At 58.8% G+C, this 16,954-nt stretch carries 15 protein-coding genes; 5 read left to right on the forward strand and 10 right to left on the reverse strand.

All coding sequences use genetic code 11. The annotated features are described in order from the left end of the window. Positions 1-4: 4 nt before the first annotated feature. The 3 genes from mupP (at position 5) to KW837_RS17885 (ending at position 2,823) form a co-directional block, all read left to right on the forward strand. Positions 5-676, forward strand: a complete 672-nt coding sequence (gene mupP / locus KW837_RS17875; RefSeq protein WP_218397619.1) for an N-acetylmuramic acid 6-phosphate phosphatase MupP — start codon at positions 5-7, stop codon at positions 674-676. A 105-nt stretch (positions 677-781) separates the two neighbouring features. Beyond that, positions 782-1,522, forward strand: coding sequence for a YciK family oxidoreductase (locus KW837_RS17880; RefSeq protein ID WP_218397621.1), 741 nt, complete (start codon positions 782-784; stop codon positions 1,520-1,522). 374 nt (positions 1,523-1,896) lie between these two features. Further along, positions 1,897-2,823 (forward strand): GGDEF domain-containing protein, encoded by a 927-nt coding sequence (locus KW837_RS17885; protein WP_218397623.1) that lies wholly within the window; start codon positions 1,897-1,899, stop codon positions 2,821-2,823. Positions 2,824-2,963: 140 nt separating this feature from the next. On the opposite strand, the gene KW837_RS17890 is transcribed toward KW837_RS17885, so the two are convergent. From KW837_RS17890 to KW837_RS17920, 7 genes are all read right to left on the reverse strand, one after another. Further along, positions 2,964-3,758: a TenA family transcriptional regulator gene (locus KW837_RS17890; protein ID WP_123494531.1), complete on the reverse strand. Its 795-nt coding sequence runs from the start codon at positions 3,756-3,758 to the stop codon at positions 2,964-2,966. 44 nt (positions 3,759-3,802) lie between these two features. After that, a complete protein-coding gene (locus KW837_RS17895) occupies positions 3,803-6,262 on the reverse strand; it encodes an EAL domain-containing protein (protein ID WP_192344033.1) in 2,460 nt (819 codons plus the stop codon). Positions 6,263-6,458: 196 nt separating this feature from the next. After that, a complete protein-coding gene (locus KW837_RS17900) occupies positions 6,459-8,276 on the reverse strand; it encodes an ABC transporter ATP-binding protein (protein WP_218397626.1) in 1,818 nt (605 codons plus the stop codon). Next, positions 8,269-8,871, reverse strand: a complete 603-nt coding sequence (locus KW837_RS17905; protein ID WP_185022063.1) for a DsbA family protein — start codon at positions 8,869-8,871, stop codon at positions 8,269-8,271. Before KW837_RS17905 ends, KW837_RS17900 begins: the two co-directional genes overlap by 8 nt. Before the next feature lie 39 nt (positions 8,872-8,910). Beyond that, the gene (locus tag KW837_RS17910) at positions 8,911-9,852 is read right to left on the reverse strand and encodes a rhodanese-related sulfurtransferase (RefSeq protein WP_095634957.1); all 942 of its coding nucleotides are present in this window, start codon (positions 9,850-9,852) and stop codon (positions 8,911-8,913) included. Between the two features lie 184 nt (positions 9,853-10,036). Beyond that, positions 10,037-10,336, reverse strand: coding sequence for a BolA family transcriptional regulator (locus KW837_RS17915; RefSeq protein ID WP_192344031.1), 300 nt, complete (start codon positions 10,334-10,336; stop codon positions 10,037-10,039). A 12-nt stretch (positions 10,337-10,348) separates the two neighbouring features. Continuing rightward, positions 10,349-10,870, reverse strand: a complete 522-nt coding sequence (locus tag KW837_RS17920; protein ID WP_008071591.1) for a DUF2059 domain-containing protein — start codon at positions 10,868-10,870, stop codon at positions 10,349-10,351. Positions 10,871-11,062: 192 nt separating this feature from the next. Between KW837_RS17920 and KW837_RS17925 the strand changes: the two genes are divergently transcribed. Then, positions 11,063-12,457 carry a class II fumarate hydratase gene (locus KW837_RS17925; RefSeq protein WP_123494535.1) on the forward strand — a complete coding sequence of 465 codons (1,395 nt, stop codon included), beginning with the start codon at positions 11,063-11,065 and terminating at the stop codon, positions 12,455-12,457. A 129-nt stretch (positions 12,458-12,586) separates the two neighbouring features. Here the strand turns inward: KW837_RS17925 and KW837_RS17930 are convergent, their stop codons facing one another. Then, the gene (locus KW837_RS17930) at positions 12,587-13,549 is read right to left on the reverse strand and encodes a DMT family transporter (protein ID WP_218397628.1); all 963 of its coding nucleotides are present in this window, start codon (positions 13,547-13,549) and stop codon (positions 12,587-12,589) included. Positions 13,550-13,750: 201 nt separating this feature from the next. On the opposite strand from KW837_RS17930, the gene KW837_RS17935 reads away from it, so the two are divergent. Next, positions 13,751-13,945 carry a DUF6316 family protein gene (locus tag KW837_RS17935; RefSeq protein WP_218397630.1) on the forward strand — a complete coding sequence of 65 codons (195 nt, stop codon included), beginning with the start codon at positions 13,751-13,753 and terminating at the stop codon, positions 13,943-13,945. 127 nt (positions 13,946-14,072) lie between these two features. Here KW837_RS17935 and KW837_RS17940 read toward each other — a convergent pair whose 3' ends face one another. Both KW837_RS17940 and pap read right to left on the reverse strand, forming a co-directional pair. Further along, a complete protein-coding gene (locus KW837_RS17940) occupies positions 14,073-15,257 on the reverse strand; it encodes a thiolase family protein (protein ID WP_192344028.1) in 1,185 nt (394 codons plus the stop codon). Positions 15,258-15,362: 105 nt separating this feature from the next. After that, positions 15,363-16,886, reverse strand: a complete 1,524-nt coding sequence (gene pap, locus KW837_RS17945; RefSeq protein ID WP_218397632.1) for a polyphosphate:AMP phosphotransferase — start codon at positions 16,884-16,886, stop codon at positions 15,363-15,365. Between the last annotated feature and the right edge of the window lie 68 nt (positions 16,887-16,954).

A 16,954-nucleotide genomic window follows, 5' to 3' on the forward strand; every position in this document is an offset into this window, starting at 1 on the left:
GCCGATGCGTATCAGAGCAGTTCTTTTCGACATGGACGGCACCCTGCTCGACACCGCGCCGGATTTCATCGCCATCTGCCAGGCGATGCGCGCTGATCGTGGTTTGCCGCCAATCAACACTCAACACATCCGCGATGAAATATCCGGCGGCGCCAAAGCGATGGTCGCCGCAAACTTTTCCATGGACCCGGAATCGCCGGGGTTCGAGGAACTGCGTCAGGAATTCCTCGACCGCTACCTCAAGGGTTGCGCGGTCCACAGCCATCTGTTCGACGGCATGGCCCAGGTGCTGGAGAAAATCGAAAAGGCCAACCTGATCTGGGGCGTGGTCACTAACAAACCGGTGCGTTTCGCCGAGCCGATCATGCAGCAGCTGGGCCTGGCCGAACGTTCGAAGGTGCTGATTTGCCCCGATCATGTGAAGAACAGCAAACCGGATCCGGAACCTTTGATCCTGGCGTGCAAGATGCTCGACCTGGACCCGGCCAGTGTGCTGTTTGTCGGCGATGACCTGCGGGACATCGAGTCCGGCCGCGATGCCGGCACCAAAACCTGTGCGGTGACCTACGGTTATATTCACCCGGACGATAACCCCAAGCACTGGGGCGCGGACGTAGTGATCGATCATCCGCTGGCGTTGCTCGAGGTGTTGGATAACGCTTTGTGCAGTTGCTGAGTTGCTTTTGTAGGAGCCAGGCTTGCCGGCGATGGCGGTTTTGAGTACGCCTTCGCCGGCAAGCCTGGCTCCTACAGGGTCCGCTTTTTTGTGTTGAGGTTTTTTATGTTTGATTATTCCGCCCGCCCTGACTTGCTCAAGGACCGGGTCATCCTGGTCACCGGCGCTGGCCGTGGCATCGGTGCTGCCGCTGCAAAAACCTACGCCGCCCACGGCGCCACCGTGCTGTTGCTGGGCAAGACCGAGGCCAACCTGACTCAGATCTATGACGAAATCGAAGCCGCCGGGCATCCACAACCGGCCGTGATTCCGTTCAATCTGGAAACCGCACTGCCTCATCAATACGATGAACTGGCAGCCATGATCGAGACCGAGTTCGGCCACCTCGACGGCTTGCTGCACAACGCATCCATCATCGGTCCACGCACCCCGATCGAGCAGTTGTCCGGCGAGAATTTCATGCGCGTCATGCACGTCAACGTCAACGCCATGTTCATGCTCACCAGCACCCTGCTGCCACTGCTCAAGCTGTCTCAGGACGCCTCGGTGGTGTTCACCTCCAGCAGCGTCGGTCGCAAGGGCCGTGCGTACTGGGGCGCTTACGGCGTTTCCAAGTTCGCCACCGAAGGCCTGATGCAAACCCTGGCCGACGAAGTAGACACCGTGGCACCGGTGCGCTCCAACAGCATCAACCCCGGCGCCACCCGCACCAGCATGCGCGCCCAAGCCTACCCCGGTGAAAACCCGCTGAATAATCCAACCCCTGAGGAGATCATGCCGGTCTACCTTTACCTCATGGGTCCGGACAGCACCGGCATCAATGGCCAGGCATTCAACGCTCAGTAGTGCCCGTGCGTCGCTTTTCTGCCGCGACGGCTTCCCGCCGCGGCATTCAAACCCGGTGCTAACTACCCCTGCTACAAGTCAAATAAATGTCATCACGCTGCGCAACTCCCTCCGCATGACCTTCCAGCATTTTGATTTTTAAAGCTTTTTATTCGACTGAACCGAATGGCACGACTTTCGCTCTAATTTTGTTCAGACACGCCGTGTGAAAGCAGACGAGGCGGAGCTTGAGCCGAGAGGTTACTAATCTTCGGCAAAGCGGACTAAACTCGTGCCAAATGTCCTACGGGACTGATGGACCAGTATGACGCGCAGCCCAAAGCCGCTCTCACCCAGCCTGTAAGACAGCCTTACTGCTTAGGGGCTCACGCCATATGAAATCACCTTCCCAGACCAACGCAATTGACTTCGACAGTGCCAAATTGCATCGCCTGGGCTTTGGTCAGCAGCCTCCCCTCCTGGAGCGGCCCGACAGTCTTGCGCAGTTGCGTCAAACGCTGGGCCTGCAACTGCAAACCAGTCTTGAGCCGCAACGCATTCTCGGACTTTTCTTCCGTGAAATTCAGCGCCTGGTGCCGCTGGATGCCTTGAGTTACGAACATCAGCCCAGCGACTTGCGCCTGCAATTCGGCGCGCGAGGTCATCATTCAATCAGCTACAGCCTCAGCCATGAAGGCGAGCAATTGGGTGAGCTGGTGTTCCGTCGCAATCAGCGTTTCAGCGAACAGGAACAGGGCAACCTGGAGTCACTGTTGTCGACCCTGCTCTTCCCCATGCGAAACGCCCTGCTTTACCGAGCGGCGACTCAAAGTGCATTGCGTGATCCGCTGACCGATACCGGCAACCGCATCGCCATGGATCAGACGCTGGAACGGGAAATCGAGATGTCGCGGCGACACTCGCAGCCCCTGTCGCTGTTGATGCTGGACATCGATCATTTCAAACAGATCAACGACACCTACGGGCACAGCGCCGGCGATGAAGTGCTAAAGGCCGTCGCAGCCTCGATCAAAAACCAGTTGCGCAACGTCGACATGGTGTTCCGCTTTGGTGGCGAAGAATTCCTGATTCTGCTTTCCAACACCAGTCGGGAAGCAGCAGCCATGGTTGGTGAACGACTGCGGTTTGCGGCGCAGGCTCAGGACTATGTGGCCGAGGGCAAGATGATCGAACTGACGGTCAGCATCGGTTGCTCGACGCTGCTTCCCGGCGAGTCTGCCGAAAGTTTGTTGCGACGGGCCGACAGTGCGTTGTATGTGGCCAAGCGTGAGGGGCGTAACCGGTTGGCAATGGCAGGCTGATATTTCAGCACCGCTGTATAACCCATGTGGGAGCGGGCTTGCTCGCGAAAGCGGTCTTACATTCAGCATCTCTGTTGAATGTTAGGCCCTCTTCGCGAGCAAGCCCGCTCCCACATTTGGTTTGTGTTGCTTTCAGAGGATCAGCTTTCGGCCAGCTCCATCCGCTCACGGGCTACCGGGGTTTTCACTGCCAATTCCAACTGCATGCAACGCTCCAGGAACAGATACATGTAGTCGTAACTTTTGCAGACCGCCTGGCGCAATTCCACTTGCAGCGCTTTGCTCGGGTTCATGCCCGCCAAGGTGCAGATGATTTCCAACGCTTCCCATGGATGGGCATCGTCGTACTGGGCATGCATCTTCAACCACTTCATGGCCCGCTTGCGATCTTCCTCGGGGAACGAGGCCGCATAGACGCCATTGGAGCAAACCAGGGCCGACCACTCCCCCGTCGCCCCTTCGATGGCGTAATTGGTGGCGGCGATGGCCACGATCAGCGAGTCCGACGAACTGGTGTGCCAGCACCAATGGCTCAAGGCGTGAAGCTCTGGTGCCACGTGTTGCGCTTGCAGATCTTCCAGGCTGATACCGTGGGCACGGCTCCAGTGCACCCAGTAGTCGGCATGGTTCAATTCGACGCGAATGTTGCGCATCAACCAGCGACGCGCCATGTCTTCGCCAGGGTGACGCGCAAAACGGGTCTTGGTCAGGTTCTGTGCCATGTACAAAGCGAACTGTTCGACCACCGGCCAGCCACCAATAAGGTACTGACGCATGGTTTTTGCACTGAGTTTGTTATCTCGCATGCGTTGATACAGTTCGTGTTCGACAACCCGGCGCTTGCTCTCGCTGCAATCCTGGATCAGTTGCTGAGCCCAGGCGGGATAACTTGCAGCTTCCATGAGTGGTCCGGTTCTGTTGAATGTCTCGATCACTGTCGCGCTCCTTTTGATTGTGATTTTAAGATCAACAAGAGATTTCAACGGAACGTGCCCGGCGCCTTGAACAACAAGGATCGGGGCCTGGCAGGACGACTTTGCAAACTATCCCAGGTAAACAGATGCGGGCGTTCAATCACATACCCTTGAGCGTAATCCACTCCGATCTCCAGCAATGCCTGCTCGATCTGAGGTGTTTCAACGAACTCTGCAATCGTGCGCTTACCCATGACATGACCGATGTGATTGATCACTTCGACCATGGCGCGGTTAATCGGGTCGTCCAGCATATCCTTTACGAAACTCCCGTCGATCTTCAGGAAGTCTACAGGTAAATGTTTCAAGTAAGCGAATGAGGACATACCGGCACAAAAGTCATCTAGCGAAAAATGACAACCTAAACCTTTGAGTTCATTGATAAATTTAGTTGCGCTAGCCAGATTTGCAATCGCGCTGGTTTCTGTAATTTCAAAACAAATCATTTCAGGTGGAATTGAATATGCAACAAACTGTTCACGAAGGAAGTCCAGAAATGCCTCATCTCCGATAGTAATACCTGACAGATTTATCGCACACATGGCCAACGGCCCTTCGCGCTCTTCGGCGACGCACTGGGCAATGACTTTGAAAACGTTCTCCACCACCCAACGATCAATCGATGTCATCAAACCGTAACGCTCAGCGGCCGGAATGAAACTGTCCGGCAGAATCATGCGTCCCGCTTCGTCATGCAGGCGCAGCAGTATTTCGATATGCCCGCCGCCATGCTCACCAGGGCCAAGAGGCGCGATTTCCTGGGCGTACAGGCAGAAGCGGTCTTCTTCCAACGCCACGTGCAGGCGCTGCACCCAGGCCATTTCGCCAAACCGCAAGGACAGCTCCGAGTCGTCGGCGTGATAGACCTGAACCCGGTTGCGGCCCTTTTCCTTGGCCATATAACAGGCCATGTCAGCGGCACGCAATGAAGCTTCAAGGGTGGCCGGACTCTGGACCACATGCACCAGACCGATGCTCACGGTGGTCACAAACGGCCGGCCTTTCCAGACAAAATGCAGGTTCTGCACGGTCTGGCGCAGACCTTCGGCGATTTTCTCGGCTGCTTGCGGCGCGCAGTTTTCCAACAGAACGCCAAACTCGTCACCCCCTAGCCGGGCCAGGGTGTCGCCTTCGCGCAAACCTGATTGCAACAACGCACAGATATGCCGCAACAACTCGTCGCCCGCCGCATGACCGCAGGTGTCATTGACCAGTTTGAATTGATCCAGGTCGAGAAACATCAAGGCGTGACGCCCCGCCTGGCGCGTCAGGTTATGCAGGGCCTGCTCCAGCCGATATTCGAACTCGCGGCGGTTGGCCAATCCGGTCAGAGCATCATGCGTCGCCTGCCAGGACAGATTGGCGATGTATTGCCGCTCCTGGGTCATGTCATGCAGCACCAGCACGGTGCCACTGACCCTGCCCGTATTGCGGATCGGCGCGCCGACCAGAGTGACCGAAACCGTGCTGCCATCCAGACGCTGGATCAGTTTTGAATGCTCGCTGCCACCGCTGAGCTGACCGCTCAAAATGTGCTCGATCAAGGTAAAACCGTCGGCCTGAGCACTCTCGTCCAGCAGATTGAACAGCGCCGCCAATGGCAACCCCGCCGCCTGTTCGGCCTTCCAGTGAGTCAAGGCCTCGGCGGCCGGATTCATATAGACAATCGCGCCCTCGACGTCCGTGGTGATAACCCCGTCGCCAATCGATTGCAGAGTGATCTGCGCCCTGTCTTTCTCCAACTGCAAGGCATCGGCGAAGGCATGGCGCTGCTTGAGCAGTTTATGCGTACGCAACAGCGCCAACACAATCAAACCCAACGCAGTGGCCAGGTTCGTCACCAACAGCAGCCGGAGAATCACCCGCGAGCCTTCGCCCAAGGCATCGCTGAATGCTTTGGCGGCAGGCGTCACGCCATCATTGATGGCAAAAATCTGCTCTTTCCAGCGTTTGACGTCGGCATCGGTGACCTGGCTATCGGCAATACGCTGATGCATCTCCCGCGCGACGTCATCGAGTCGCACCAGGTACGCGTCACCGACCGTCCACAGCTCGATGGCTTTTTCCAGGTAACTGAAATTCCGGAAATTGAGGTACAGCCAAATCAGACTGGAGACGTCGTCCGGGTGGTTGCCGCCCTTGAGGATCGCGATTCGCGCTGCCTCGATATTCGGTGGCTGATGGTCCAGCGCCAGACGCAATTCATGGCCACCCTGAGGCACCGCAATCGCGTTCTGGTATTTGAGAAAAATCGTTTCGTCGCGACTGTCGGCGTAGAGATTGAGGTAATAGATGGCGTCTTTCTGGCCCTTGGACCACAGGCTTTCCCCGCCGACGTAACCGCGAACCGCCGAAAGAACGTAAAGACTGCCGCCTCCCAACAATGCCTGAAATAACACGACGGCGATAAAAGGCCAGACGATGCCCAACAACCGAGGGGTTGCGAGAGTCCTTTTTGGCTTCATGAGGTCCCTTGTCTTAACACTGCTCGATCGTCGTCCGGACGAAAACGCTACCGCTAGACTAGGATGGGTTCTCACTCTAGGCAAGCCGGGGAAGCTCATGCTCAACAGCAGCACAGTCCCGGCGATTCAGGGCTGGCTCGTCTTCATGTGCTAATCCTTGCCGGGGAAAATGCCCTGAACGTCTTGTGGCATTAATCTAGTGCTGCTGTAAATGCCCATAAAGCTTGGCGTACAAACCACCATCGGCAATCAGCTGCTGATGGTCGCCATCCTCGGCAACCTGGCCACCGTCGAATACCAGAACACGGTCGGCCTGTTTCACGGCCGACAACCGGTGCGCAATGATCAGCGTGGTGCGGTTGCTCAAGAACCGCGCCAGTGCCTGGTGCAGGTTGTATTCGGTGGCCGCGTCCAAGGCGGACGTGGCCTCGTCGAGGATTACCACCTTGGGTTCGGCCAACACCATCCGCGCAATCGCCAGGCGTTGACGCTGCCCGCCGGATAAACGCACACCGGAGCGCCCGACAATACTGTCCAGACCATTGGGCAGTTCACGTACAGTGTTGTGCAGCTGAGCAATTTCCAATGCCTGCCAGCAGGCTTCATCGGTGCGTTCGCGGCCCATGGTCAGGTTGGCGCGCACGGTGTCGTTGAACAGTGCCGGATGCTGCAAGACCACGGCGACATTTTCACGCACGGTTTCCAGGCCGATCTCTTCCTGAGTCGAACCACCGAAACGGATGGTGCCGGCCAGCGGCGTGTACAAGCCCAGCAGCAACTGCACCAGGGTGCTTTTGCCTCCCCCGCTGGCGCCGACAATCGCGACTTTTTCACCGGGGGCAATCGACAGGTTCATTTGGTTCAGCACCAATTCGTCGCCATAGCCGAAACTCAATCCCTGAACTTCGATGCCTACCGTGTCGCGCCCCTGAAACGGGTCGACACTGCCGCTGTATTGCGGCTCATCAGCGCGGGCCAGCAACTCGTTGATCCGCGACAGCGCACCGCCGGCGGCGTAAAAGGCGTATTGCAGGTTGAGCAGTTGTTCCACCGGACCGATCATGAACCACAGGTAGCTGAACACGGCCAGCATCTGGCCGATGGACAGGTCGGAAAACAGCACGGTGAGCATGGCCGCGGCGCGAAAAATATCGATGCCGAACTGGAACAGCAAACCGCTGGCACGGTTCGATGCATCGGTTTTCCACTGCGAGCTCACTGCGTAATCGCGCACTTCACGCGCTCGCTGGCCCAGCCGTCCGAGGAAAAAGCCCTGCCGATTACCGGCGCGCACTTCCTGGATGGCATCCAGGGTTTCGGTCAAGGCCTGGGTGAAGCGCGAGGTGCTGTCGTTCTCGAGTTTCTTCAGGTGTTTGACCCGCTTGCCCAACTGCACCGTGGCATAGATCACCAGCGGGTTGAACAGCAGGATCAGCAGCGCGAGTTTCCAGTGCATCCACATCAGGATCGAGGCGGTGCCCACCAGCGTCAGCATCGCCACAAGGAAACGACTGAGGGTTTCGCCGACGAATTTGTCCACGGTGTCCAGGTCGGTGACCAGGTGCGTAGTCACCGTGCCGCTGCCCAGGCTTTCGTATTCCCCCAACGAGATACATTTGAGTCGCTCGATCAGCCGCACCCGAATCCGATACACGATGTCCTTGGCGAGCGCCGCAAACAACTTCGCCTGCACCACGTTGAACAACAACGCCGCACAGCGTAGTGCCAGAGTCACCAGCAGCATCAGGCCAATGTAACCCGCGGCTTTCTGCCAGACGTCGGGCAGCGCGTGGTTCATGATTTTCAGCGCGGCGTCGCCGTGGCCCAGCAGCACTTCGTCCACCAGCAACGGCAACAGCAAGGGGATCGGCACGCTGCACAGCGTTGCCAATACCGCGACGCCGTTGGCGATCCACAGGGATTTTTTATGGTGAAGGGCCAGGCGACGGATTTCTGCCCAGCTCAGACGGTCGACACGTGCAGGGGCTGGAACGTTGTCGGGCAGGTCATGCACAGGCAGCGCGCTCCAGCCAGCGGCCGAGCAACGGTGACAACACATTCAAAGGTTGATACCCATTGGTCAGCAACGCCAATTGACCATCACGCTCTGCCAGCAAGGTCGGGAAACCGGCAATGCCCAGGTCCTGGACCCAGGTGAAATCGGCAGCGGTGGCTGCGTGCTGATCGGCACGGTCAAAGGCGGCGGCGAATTCGATGCGCGGCAAACCGGCCTGCTCCGCCAGCTCCACCAACACACTGGCGTGAGTGACGTCGCGACCTTCGGCGTAGAAGGCATGCTGGATCAACCCGAGCAGTTTCCACGCGCAATCCGGTGCCAGGCTGCGCGCCGTCACCAGCGCCCGACAGGCAGGCTCGGTGTCGTAGACGAACCCGTCAGGCAGCGCGCCTTCAAACTTGAACGGTTGGCCAGTGGCCTCGTGGACCGCTTGCCAGTGTTCAAGGATGTAGCGCCGGGTGGTCGGCTCCAGCGCTGAGCCGCTGCCGGTGCGCAAACCGCCGACGACCAGATGCACGTCCACCCCCGCCGCCTGCGCCTGCTCGACCAGCGCGTTGGCCACTGGCGCAAAGCCCCAGCACCAGGAACACATCGGGTCCATCACATAGAGCAGGCGACGTACAGACATGGCTCAAGCCTCGGAAGGAGTTTGCTTGTAGTTGTAACCAATCGGGTGCGGCAGGTTGCGCGCCTTGGCCAGTTCGATCTGCTTCTGCCGGTCGATGGCACTGCGACGGGTTTTCTCGCTCAGCTTATCCCAGCAATGCGGGCAACTGATGCCGGCCACATAGTGCTCGGACGCGCGGTCTTCGACGCTGACAGGCGTACGACAGGCATGACATTGATCGTAGTCGCCTTCGCTGAGGTCGTGGCGCACGGTCACGCGGTTATCGAACACGAAGCAGTCGCCCTGCCATTTGGTTTCTTCCTGCGGCACCTCTTCGAGGTACTTCAGGATGCCACCCTTGAGGTGATAGACCTCGTCGAAACCCTGGCTGAGCATGTAGCTCGACGCCTTTTCGCAACGAATGCCGCCGGTGCAGAACATCGCGACTTTCTTGTGCACGGCCGGGTCGAAATTGGCTTTGATGTAGTCGGGGAATTCGCGAAAACTGGTGGTCTTCGGATCGATGGCGCCTTCGAAGGTGCCAATCGAGACTTCGTAATCGTTGCGGGTGTCGATCAGCAGCACTTCGGGATCGCTGATCAGCGCGTTCCAGTTTTGCGGATCCACATAGGTGCCGACCTTTTTGTTCGGGTCCACGCCTTCAACGCCCAGGGTGACGATTTCTTTCTTGAGTTTGACTTTGGTGCGATAGAACGGCTGCTCGTCGCAGTACGACTCTTTGTGATCGATGTCGTCCATGCGCGGGTCGTTCTTGAGCCAGGCCATCAGCCCGTCAATGCCTTCGCGGCTGCCGGACACGGTGCCGTTGATGCCTTCTTCGGCGATCAGCAGCGTGCCTTTGATGCCGTTGTCGACCATCGCTTGCAGCAGCGGCTCGCGCAGGGCGACGTAATCTTCCAGGGTGACGAACTTATACAGTGCCGCCACGACAATCTGTTGTGTCATGGGTAATTCTCCAGGTGGCTACCCTCGTAAGGGGTGAACCGGATGCGAAAAAAAACGCGCCGGGTAAGCGGCGCGTTGCGGATTCTAGCAAAAATAATCGCTCCTGTAGGAGCATGGCTTGCCAGCGATAGCGATCTTGAATACGCCTTCGCGGGCAAGCCTCGCTCCTACAGGTGGCAGGATCTTAATGCTTGCTACCGCCAGCGCAGGTCGGCGAGGCCGGAGCCGCGCCGATCTGTGCCCATTCTTGCGGCGTGTAGGTATGCAGCGCCAACGCATGGAACTCGCCCATCAGTTCGCCCAACGTGCCGTACACCTTCTGGTGACGCTTGACGCGATTGAGGCCTTCAAACTGCTGGCTGACCACCACGGCCTTGAAGTGGGTCTGCAACCCACGGCTGTGCATATGGCTTTCATCCAGCACTTGCAGGTGCTCGGGCTGTAACAGCCCGAGCGTCGATTCGATGCGTTGTTGCATGGTCATCCCGAACTCCGCTTAAGGCTTTTTCTTGGCAGGAGCGGCGCCTTTAGGCTCCAGCTCGGCCGTCATGTCAGCCAGCAGTTTGTTGACCACAGGCACCGCGCTTTCCAGCTTGGCCTGGGTCATCTGTGCCGATTGCTGAGTCAGCTGCGGCATTTTTTCCAGGACTTTCTTGCCCAGTGGAGACTGGTAGAACGCAACCAGATCCTTGAGCTCGGATTCGCTGAAATTGGTGGTGTAAAGCTTGACCATGTCCGGCTTCAGCTTGTTCCAGCCAATGGCTGCGTCCAGGGCGGCGTTGGCCTTGGCTTGATAGGTTTCCAGCAGGGCTTTTTTCGATTCAGGGGCTTTGGTCTGTTCAAAGCGCTGAGCGAACATTTGCTGCACTTGCATGTACACCGGAGTGCCCAATTTGTCAGCGTGCGCCAGGGTCAGGAAAGCTTCGGCACTGGCGTTGTGGCTGGCGGTATCGGCAAAAACCTGGCCGCTGGCGCAAACCAGTGCAACCGCGGTACAGATGGCACGAAGACGAGTCATCGAGTTTCCTTTTCTAGCAGGCGAGGCAAAACCTCAAGGGCGTCCATTCTGCACCTAAAAAAGTGTGTCACTCAACCCCAAGCCTTGTCGCGCCTGATTTAGAGGGGTTGAACGGTCAAATTCCAGACTGATGGAACCACGGCCGGCGATCACGGCCTAAACTGCGCTATCAGACCGACAGGAGTGTGCATGATGAGCCGTATCGAAACCGACAGCCTGGGCCAGGTAGAAGTCCCGGATGACGCTTACTGGGGCGCTCAGACGCAACGCTCGCTGATCAACTTCGCCATCGGCAACGAGCGCATGCCGCTGGCCGTGCTGCACGCCCTGGCCCTGATCAAGAAAGCCGCGGCGCGCGTCAACGATCGCAATGGCGACCTGCCCGCCGACATCGCCCGGCTGATCGAACAGGCCGCCGACGAAGTGCTCGACGGTGACCACGACGAGCAGTTCCCGCTGGTGGTCTGGCAGACCGGCAGCGGTACCCAGAGCAACATGAACGTCAACGAAGTGATCGCCGGTCGCGCCAACGAACTGGCCGGCAACCCGCGCGGCGGCAAGACGCCGGTGCATCCCAACGATCACGTCAACCGTTCTCAGAGTTCCAACGATTGCTTCCCCACGGCCATGCACATCGCAACGGCTCAGGCGGTGCAGCAGCATTTGCTGCCGGCGATCAGCGAATTGTCGGGCGGGTTGGCGGAGTTGTCCGCGCGGCACATGAAACTGGTCAAGACCGGTCGTACCCATATGATGGACGCCACACCCATCACCTTCGGCCAAGAGCTCTCGGCGTTCATCGCGCAACTGGATTACGCCGAGCGGGCGATCCGAAGCGCGCTGCCGGCGGTCTGTGAACTGGCTCAGGGCGGCACTGCGGTCGGCACCGGATTGAACTCACCCCACGGTTTTGGCGAAGCGATCGCTGCTGAACTGGCCGCCCTCTCCGGCCTGCCGTTCGTTACGGCCCCCAATAAATTTGCCGCCCTGGCTGGCCACGAGCCGCTGGTCACCCTTTCCGGCGCCCTGAAGACCCTTGCCGTGACCCTGATGAAAATCGCCAACGACCTGCGCCTGCTGGGCTCCGGGCCGCGAGCGGGGTTGGCCGAAGTGAAACTGCCGGCCAATGAGCCGGGCAGTTCGATCATGCCCGGCAAGGTCAACCCGACTCAGTGCGAAGCCCTGTCGATGCTGGCCTGTCAGGTATTGGGCAATGACGTTGCCATCGGTTTTGCCGCCAGTCAGGGCCACCTGCAATTGAACGTGTTCAAACCGGTGATCATCCACAACCTGCTGCAGTCGATCCGATTGCTGGGCGATGGCTGCAGTAACTTCCAGCAGCATTGCATCGCCGGGCTGGAACCGGATGCCGAGAAAATGGCCGAGCACCTGGAACAAGGCTTGATGCTGGTGACGGCGCTGAACCCTCATATCGGCTACGACAAGTCGGCGGAGATTGCCAAGAAGGCTTACAGCGAGGGTCTGACCCTGCGTGAGGCGGCGTTGCAGCTGGGCTATCTGACCAATGAAGAGTTTGATGCGTGGGTGCGGCCGGAGGATATGTTGGAGGCTGGCAAGCAGGGGTGAATCTGAAAGTGATTCAGTGCCTGACAGTCAGTCATCGCGGGCAAGCCCGCTCCCACAGCGACCGAGTTCTCTCAGGGGAACGCGGTCGAATGTGGGAGCGGGCTTGCTCGCGAAGAACGATAACGCGGTCTACCGCGTGACTGCCATCCGCACCCGCCGCGCCCTGAGCCCCGCCATCAACGATGGCCCCAACGCCACCAGCGCCGACCCCAACACCACCAGCACCGCCCCGCCATAACCCAGGCCGTTGATCTGCTCGGCCTGCACATACTCAGGCCATAACCACGCGGCCACAGCCACAGCAGCAAAGGTCACCAGCGGCGTGATTGCCAGCGTTGCGCTGACCCGCGAAGCCTCCCAATGGGCCAGGGCTTCAGCGAAGGCGCCATAAGCAATCAGGGTGTTCAAACAGCACGCCAGCAGCAGCCAGCCTTGCAACGGACTCAATTGCAGCGCTTCCAGCGGATGCACCCATGGGGTCAGCAACAGCGCACAGAACAGGTAAATCACCATCATCACCTGCAACGAATTCCACACCGTGAGCAACTGCTTCTGGCCCAAGGCATAGAAGGTCCAGACCGTGGACGCCAACAGCACCATCAACACGCCGGCGGTGTAATCGGTCAGGGAGGTGAGCAGTTCACTCAAGCGCTGATTGAAAAACAGCGCAAAGCCGATCAGCAGCACCAACAGGCCAATCCCCTGCCCCACGCTGAACCGTTCCTTGAACACGAACAGACTGGCGATCAGCAACATGATCGGGCCCATTTGCACCACCAGTTGCGCGGTGCCGGGGCTGAGCAGGTTCAGGCCCATCAGGTACAACACGTAGTTGCCGACCAGTCCGAGTACCGCCATCAACACCAGCCAGCCACCGCGCGGGCCGAGGACTTTGCGACTTGGCAGGCGTTTGGTCGCCGCCAGATAAATGAACAGACAACCGCCGGACACCAGCAAGCGAAACCAGGTCACCGTCACCGGGTCCATCACCAGCAGCACTTGCTTGAGCTTGATCGGCAGGATTCCCCACAGCAACGCGGTCAGCAAGGCCAGGCACAGACCATAAACCCAGCGACCCGATGAAATATGCATGCTGACCCCGAAGCCGATTGGCGAAAACGGTCATTCTAGGCTCAGACGGGAGCGCGACACAGGGACAGTTGCCAACGGGCCGCGAATGAAACTGTGCAGGTCGTACCATAAAATTGACGATATGCCGTCGATCAGCTCGCCAGGCGTGGCAAGTGGTTCATGCATAAGCTCATTGAAACCGTCACCCGCAGGAGATCGCCCATGTACGGCATGCGCGCCCAAGACAATGCCCCCGCCACCCACTTTCGTTGTGACCGCTTGTGTCGTGTGAATGGAGAGTTGTACTTCACCACGCGGGAACGCACGCTGGAGGGTCCGTTTGAAAACCGGGAAGCAGCGGTGCGTGAGATTCAAGCGTATATCGAGCGGATGCAGTTCTTGTGCATGAGCCGGTAAACCGCGGCGTCTGCATTCGCGAGCAAGCCCGCTCCCACATTTAACCGTATCCAACGTTGGAATTCGGTCAACAGTGGGAGCGGGCTTGCTCGCGAATGCGGTTGATCAGGCAACAAATCTTCCAGGTTTAACGCACCGCCTCAAACAACCCCGTAGCCCCCATCCCGCCCCCCACGCACATGGTGACGATGCCGTAGCGCAGGTTACGCCGCTGCAATTCACGCACGATGTGCCCGACCTGACGCGAGCCGGTCATGCCGAACGGATGGCCGATGGCAATCGAGCCGCCGTTGACGTTGTATTTGTCGTTGTCGATTTCCAACCGATTACGGCTGTACAGGCATTGCGAGGCGAACGCTTCGTTGAGTTCCCACAGATCAATGTCGGCAACCTGCAATCCCTTGGCCTTGAGCAACTTCGGCACCGAGAACACCGGGCCGATGCCCATCTCGTCTGGCTGACACCCGGCCACGGCAAAACCGCGGAAGAAGGCTTTGGGCTTGAGCCCCAGCGCCAGGGCTTTTTCCAGGCTCATCACCAGGGTCATCGAAGCGCCGTCGGACAGCTGCGACGAGTTGCCAGCGGTCACCGAGCCGTCTTCGGCAAACACCGGTTTCAACCCGGCCAGGCTTTGCAGCGTGGTATCCGGGCGGTTGCAGTCGTCGTGATCGACGATGCCGTCGAGAATCTGCACTTGACCGGTGGCCTTGTCTTCAACGCGATACTTCACCGCCATCGGCACGATTTCATCGTTGAACAACCCGGCGGCCTGCGCCAGGGCGGTACGTTGCTGGCTTTGCAGGGCGTACACATCCTGGTCCTGGCGACTGACGTCGTAACGACGCGCGACGATTTCGGCGGTCTGGCCCATGGGGAAATAGATGCCCGGTACCTGCTCCTTCAGCAGCGGGTTGATCAGGTTGTCGGTGTTGACGCTTTTCATGGTCAGGCTGATCGACTCGACGCCACCGGCGACGATGATGTCGCTGCAACCCGAAGCGATCTGATTGGCGGCAATGGCGATGGCCTGCAAGCCCGATGAACAGAAGCGGTTAAGGGTCATGCCACCGGTGCCGATGCCCAGGTGCGATAGCACCGCGACGTTGCGGCCGATGTTGAAGCCCTGGGCGCCTTCGTTGGAGCCGGCGCCGACGATGCAATCCTCGACGCTGGCCGGGTCGACGTCATTGCGCGTGAGTAGCGCATTGACACAGTGGGCCGCCATGTCGTCCGGGCGGGTCATGTTGAACTTGCCGCGAAAGGATTTGGCCAGACCGGTCCGTACGCTGTCGACGATCACCACTTCACGCATGGCATACACCTCATTGTTGTTGTCAGTCAGGAGTTGGACCGAGCATAAGTCCACCCTATGACTGACCGCGACAATCATTCACCCCGCGTATGCGTAGCCATCGGTTCAGCGCTTGCGCTTTTGCAGTTTCTTCTCGCGTTTGTCGGACTTTTCGAAGGCCTCTTCCAGTGCCTGGTTAATGGTGCGCAAGACCTTGACCCGCGCCCAGCGCTTGTCATTGGCTTCCACCAAGGTCCACGGTGATATCTCGGTGCTGGTGCGATCGACCATATCGCCAACAGCGGCACGGTAATCGTCCCATTTGTCGCGATTGCGCCAGTCATCTTCAGTGATCTTGAAGCGCTTGAAGGGGATCTCTTCGCGCTCCTGGAAACGCTCCATCTGAGTCTGTTTGTCGATGGCCAGCCAGAACTTGACCACGATCACCCCGGCATCGGCGATCTGCTCTTCGAAGTCGTTGATCTCGCCATAGGCGCGCATCCAGTCGGCCTTGCTGCAAAAGCCTTCGATGCGCTCCACCAGCACCCGGCCATACCAGGAACGGTCGAACACAGTGAATTTTCCCCGGGCCGGGATATGCCGCCAGAACCGCCAGAGATACGGCTGGGCCCGTTCTTCCTCGGTAGGCGCGGCGATCGGCACGATGTCGTACTGGCGTGGGTCGAGCGCTGCGGCCACCCGACGAATTGCCCCGCCCTTGCCTGCCGCGTCATTGCCTTCGAACAATGCAATCAACGCGTGACGACGCATGCGCTTGTCGCGCATCAACCCGGAAAACCGTGCCTGCTCGGTAATCAGTTGTTCTTCGTAATCGTCCTTGTCCAGACTCAGGGTCATGTCCAGGCTATCGAGCAAATTCACCTGATCGACGCTGGGGGACAAGGGCGCGGCACTGACTTTGTCCGGGTGAATCCTGGGTCGTTTCAGCGCGTTTTGCAGGCCATCGAGCAAGATCTTGCCAACCGCCAGGCTCCGGTAATGCGCGTCCACGCCGGCGATCACATGCCACGGCGCATAGTCGCGACTGGTGCGGCGCAATACCCGTTCGCCGTACTTGACGAATTTGTCGTAGGTCGCGGATTGCTGCCAGTCCAGCGGGCTGATTCGCCAGCTATGCAGCGGGTCATCGGCCAACGCCTTGAGCCGCGCTTTCATTTGTTTTTTGGAGAGGTGAAACCAGAACTTGAAGATCAGCGCGCCTTCGTCGCAGAGCATTTTCTCCAACCGCTCGGCCCCGTTGATGCTTTGATCGAGTCGCGGATCCTTGAACAAACCATGAACCCGTCCCTGTAGCATCTGGCTGTACCAGTTGCCGAAGAAAATCCCCATGCGTCCCTTGGCCGGGAACATCCGCCAGTAGCGCCAGGCGGGTGGGCGCGCCAGTTCTTCGTCGGTCTGCTGGTCGAACGTGCGGACCTCGATCGAGCGTGGGTCCATCCACTCGTTGAGCAACTTGACCGTCTCGCCCTTGCCGGCCCCTTCAATGCCGTTGATCAAAATGATCACTGGAAAACGGTGTTGTTGCCGAAGTTCGAACTGCGCTTCGAGCAAAGCTTCACGCAGGGCCGGCACTTCGGCGTCATAGGTTTCTTTGTCGATGGTATGACCGATTTCGGCAGATTCGAACATGGAGCAGCTCCTTCCAGGATTGAGCAAGACTAGCGGATTGGGCAGGTAGTCATCAGAGAAATTCCCTG

The sequence above is a fragment of the Pseudomonas sp. PDM24 genome (assembly GCF_019218905.1).
Classification (GTDB): domain Bacteria; phylum Pseudomonadota; class Gammaproteobacteria; order Pseudomonadales; family Pseudomonadaceae; genus Aquipseudomonas.

Coding starts and splice junctions, on each gene's coding strand:
- KW837_RS17920 (WP_008071591.1), bottom strand. CDS start 10,870: ATGACTCGTCTTCGTGCCATCTGTACCGCGGTTGCACTGGTTTGCGCC.
- KW837_RS17940 (WP_192344028.1), bottom strand. CDS start 15,257: ATGCGTGAAGTGGTGATCGTCGACAGCGTACGGACCGGTCTGGCCAAA.
- KW837_RS17885 (WP_218397623.1), top strand. CDS start 1,897: ATGAAATCACCTTCCCAGACCAACGCAATTGACTTCGACAGTGCCAAA.
- KW837_RS17925 (WP_123494535.1), top strand. CDS start 11,063: ATGAGCCGTATCGAAACCGACAGCCTGGGCCAGGTAGAAGTCCCGGAT.
- pap (WP_218397632.1), bottom strand. CDS start 16,886: ATGTTCGAATCTGCCGAAATCGGTCATACCATCGACAAAGAAACCTAT.
- KW837_RS17880 (WP_218397621.1), top strand. CDS start 782: ATGTTTGATTATTCCGCCCGCCCTGACTTGCTCAAGGACCGGGTCATC.
- mupP (WP_218397619.1), top strand. CDS start 5: ATGCGTATCAGAGCAGTTCTTTTCGACATGGACGGCACCCTGCTCGAC.
- KW837_RS17910 (WP_095634957.1), bottom strand. CDS start 9,852: ATGACACAACAGATTGTCGTGGCGGCACTGTATAAGTTCGTCACCCTG.
- KW837_RS17905 (WP_185022063.1), bottom strand. CDS start 8,871: ATGTGTTCCTGGTGCTGGGGCTTTGCGCCAGTGGCCAACGCGCTGGTC.
- KW837_RS17895 (WP_192344033.1), bottom strand. CDS start 6,262: ATGAAGCCAAAAAGGACTCTCGCAACCCCTCGGTTGTTGGGCATCGTC.
- KW837_RS17935 (WP_218397630.1), top strand. CDS start 13,751: ATGTACGGCATGCGCGCCCAAGACAATGCCCCCGCCACCCACTTTCGT.
- KW837_RS17915 (WP_192344031.1), bottom strand. CDS start 10,336: ATGACCATGCAACAACGCATCGAATCGACGCTCGGGCTGTTACAGCCC.
- KW837_RS17930 (WP_218397628.1), bottom strand. CDS start 13,549: ATGCATATTTCATCGGGTCGCTGGGTTTATGGTCTGTGCCTGGCCTTG.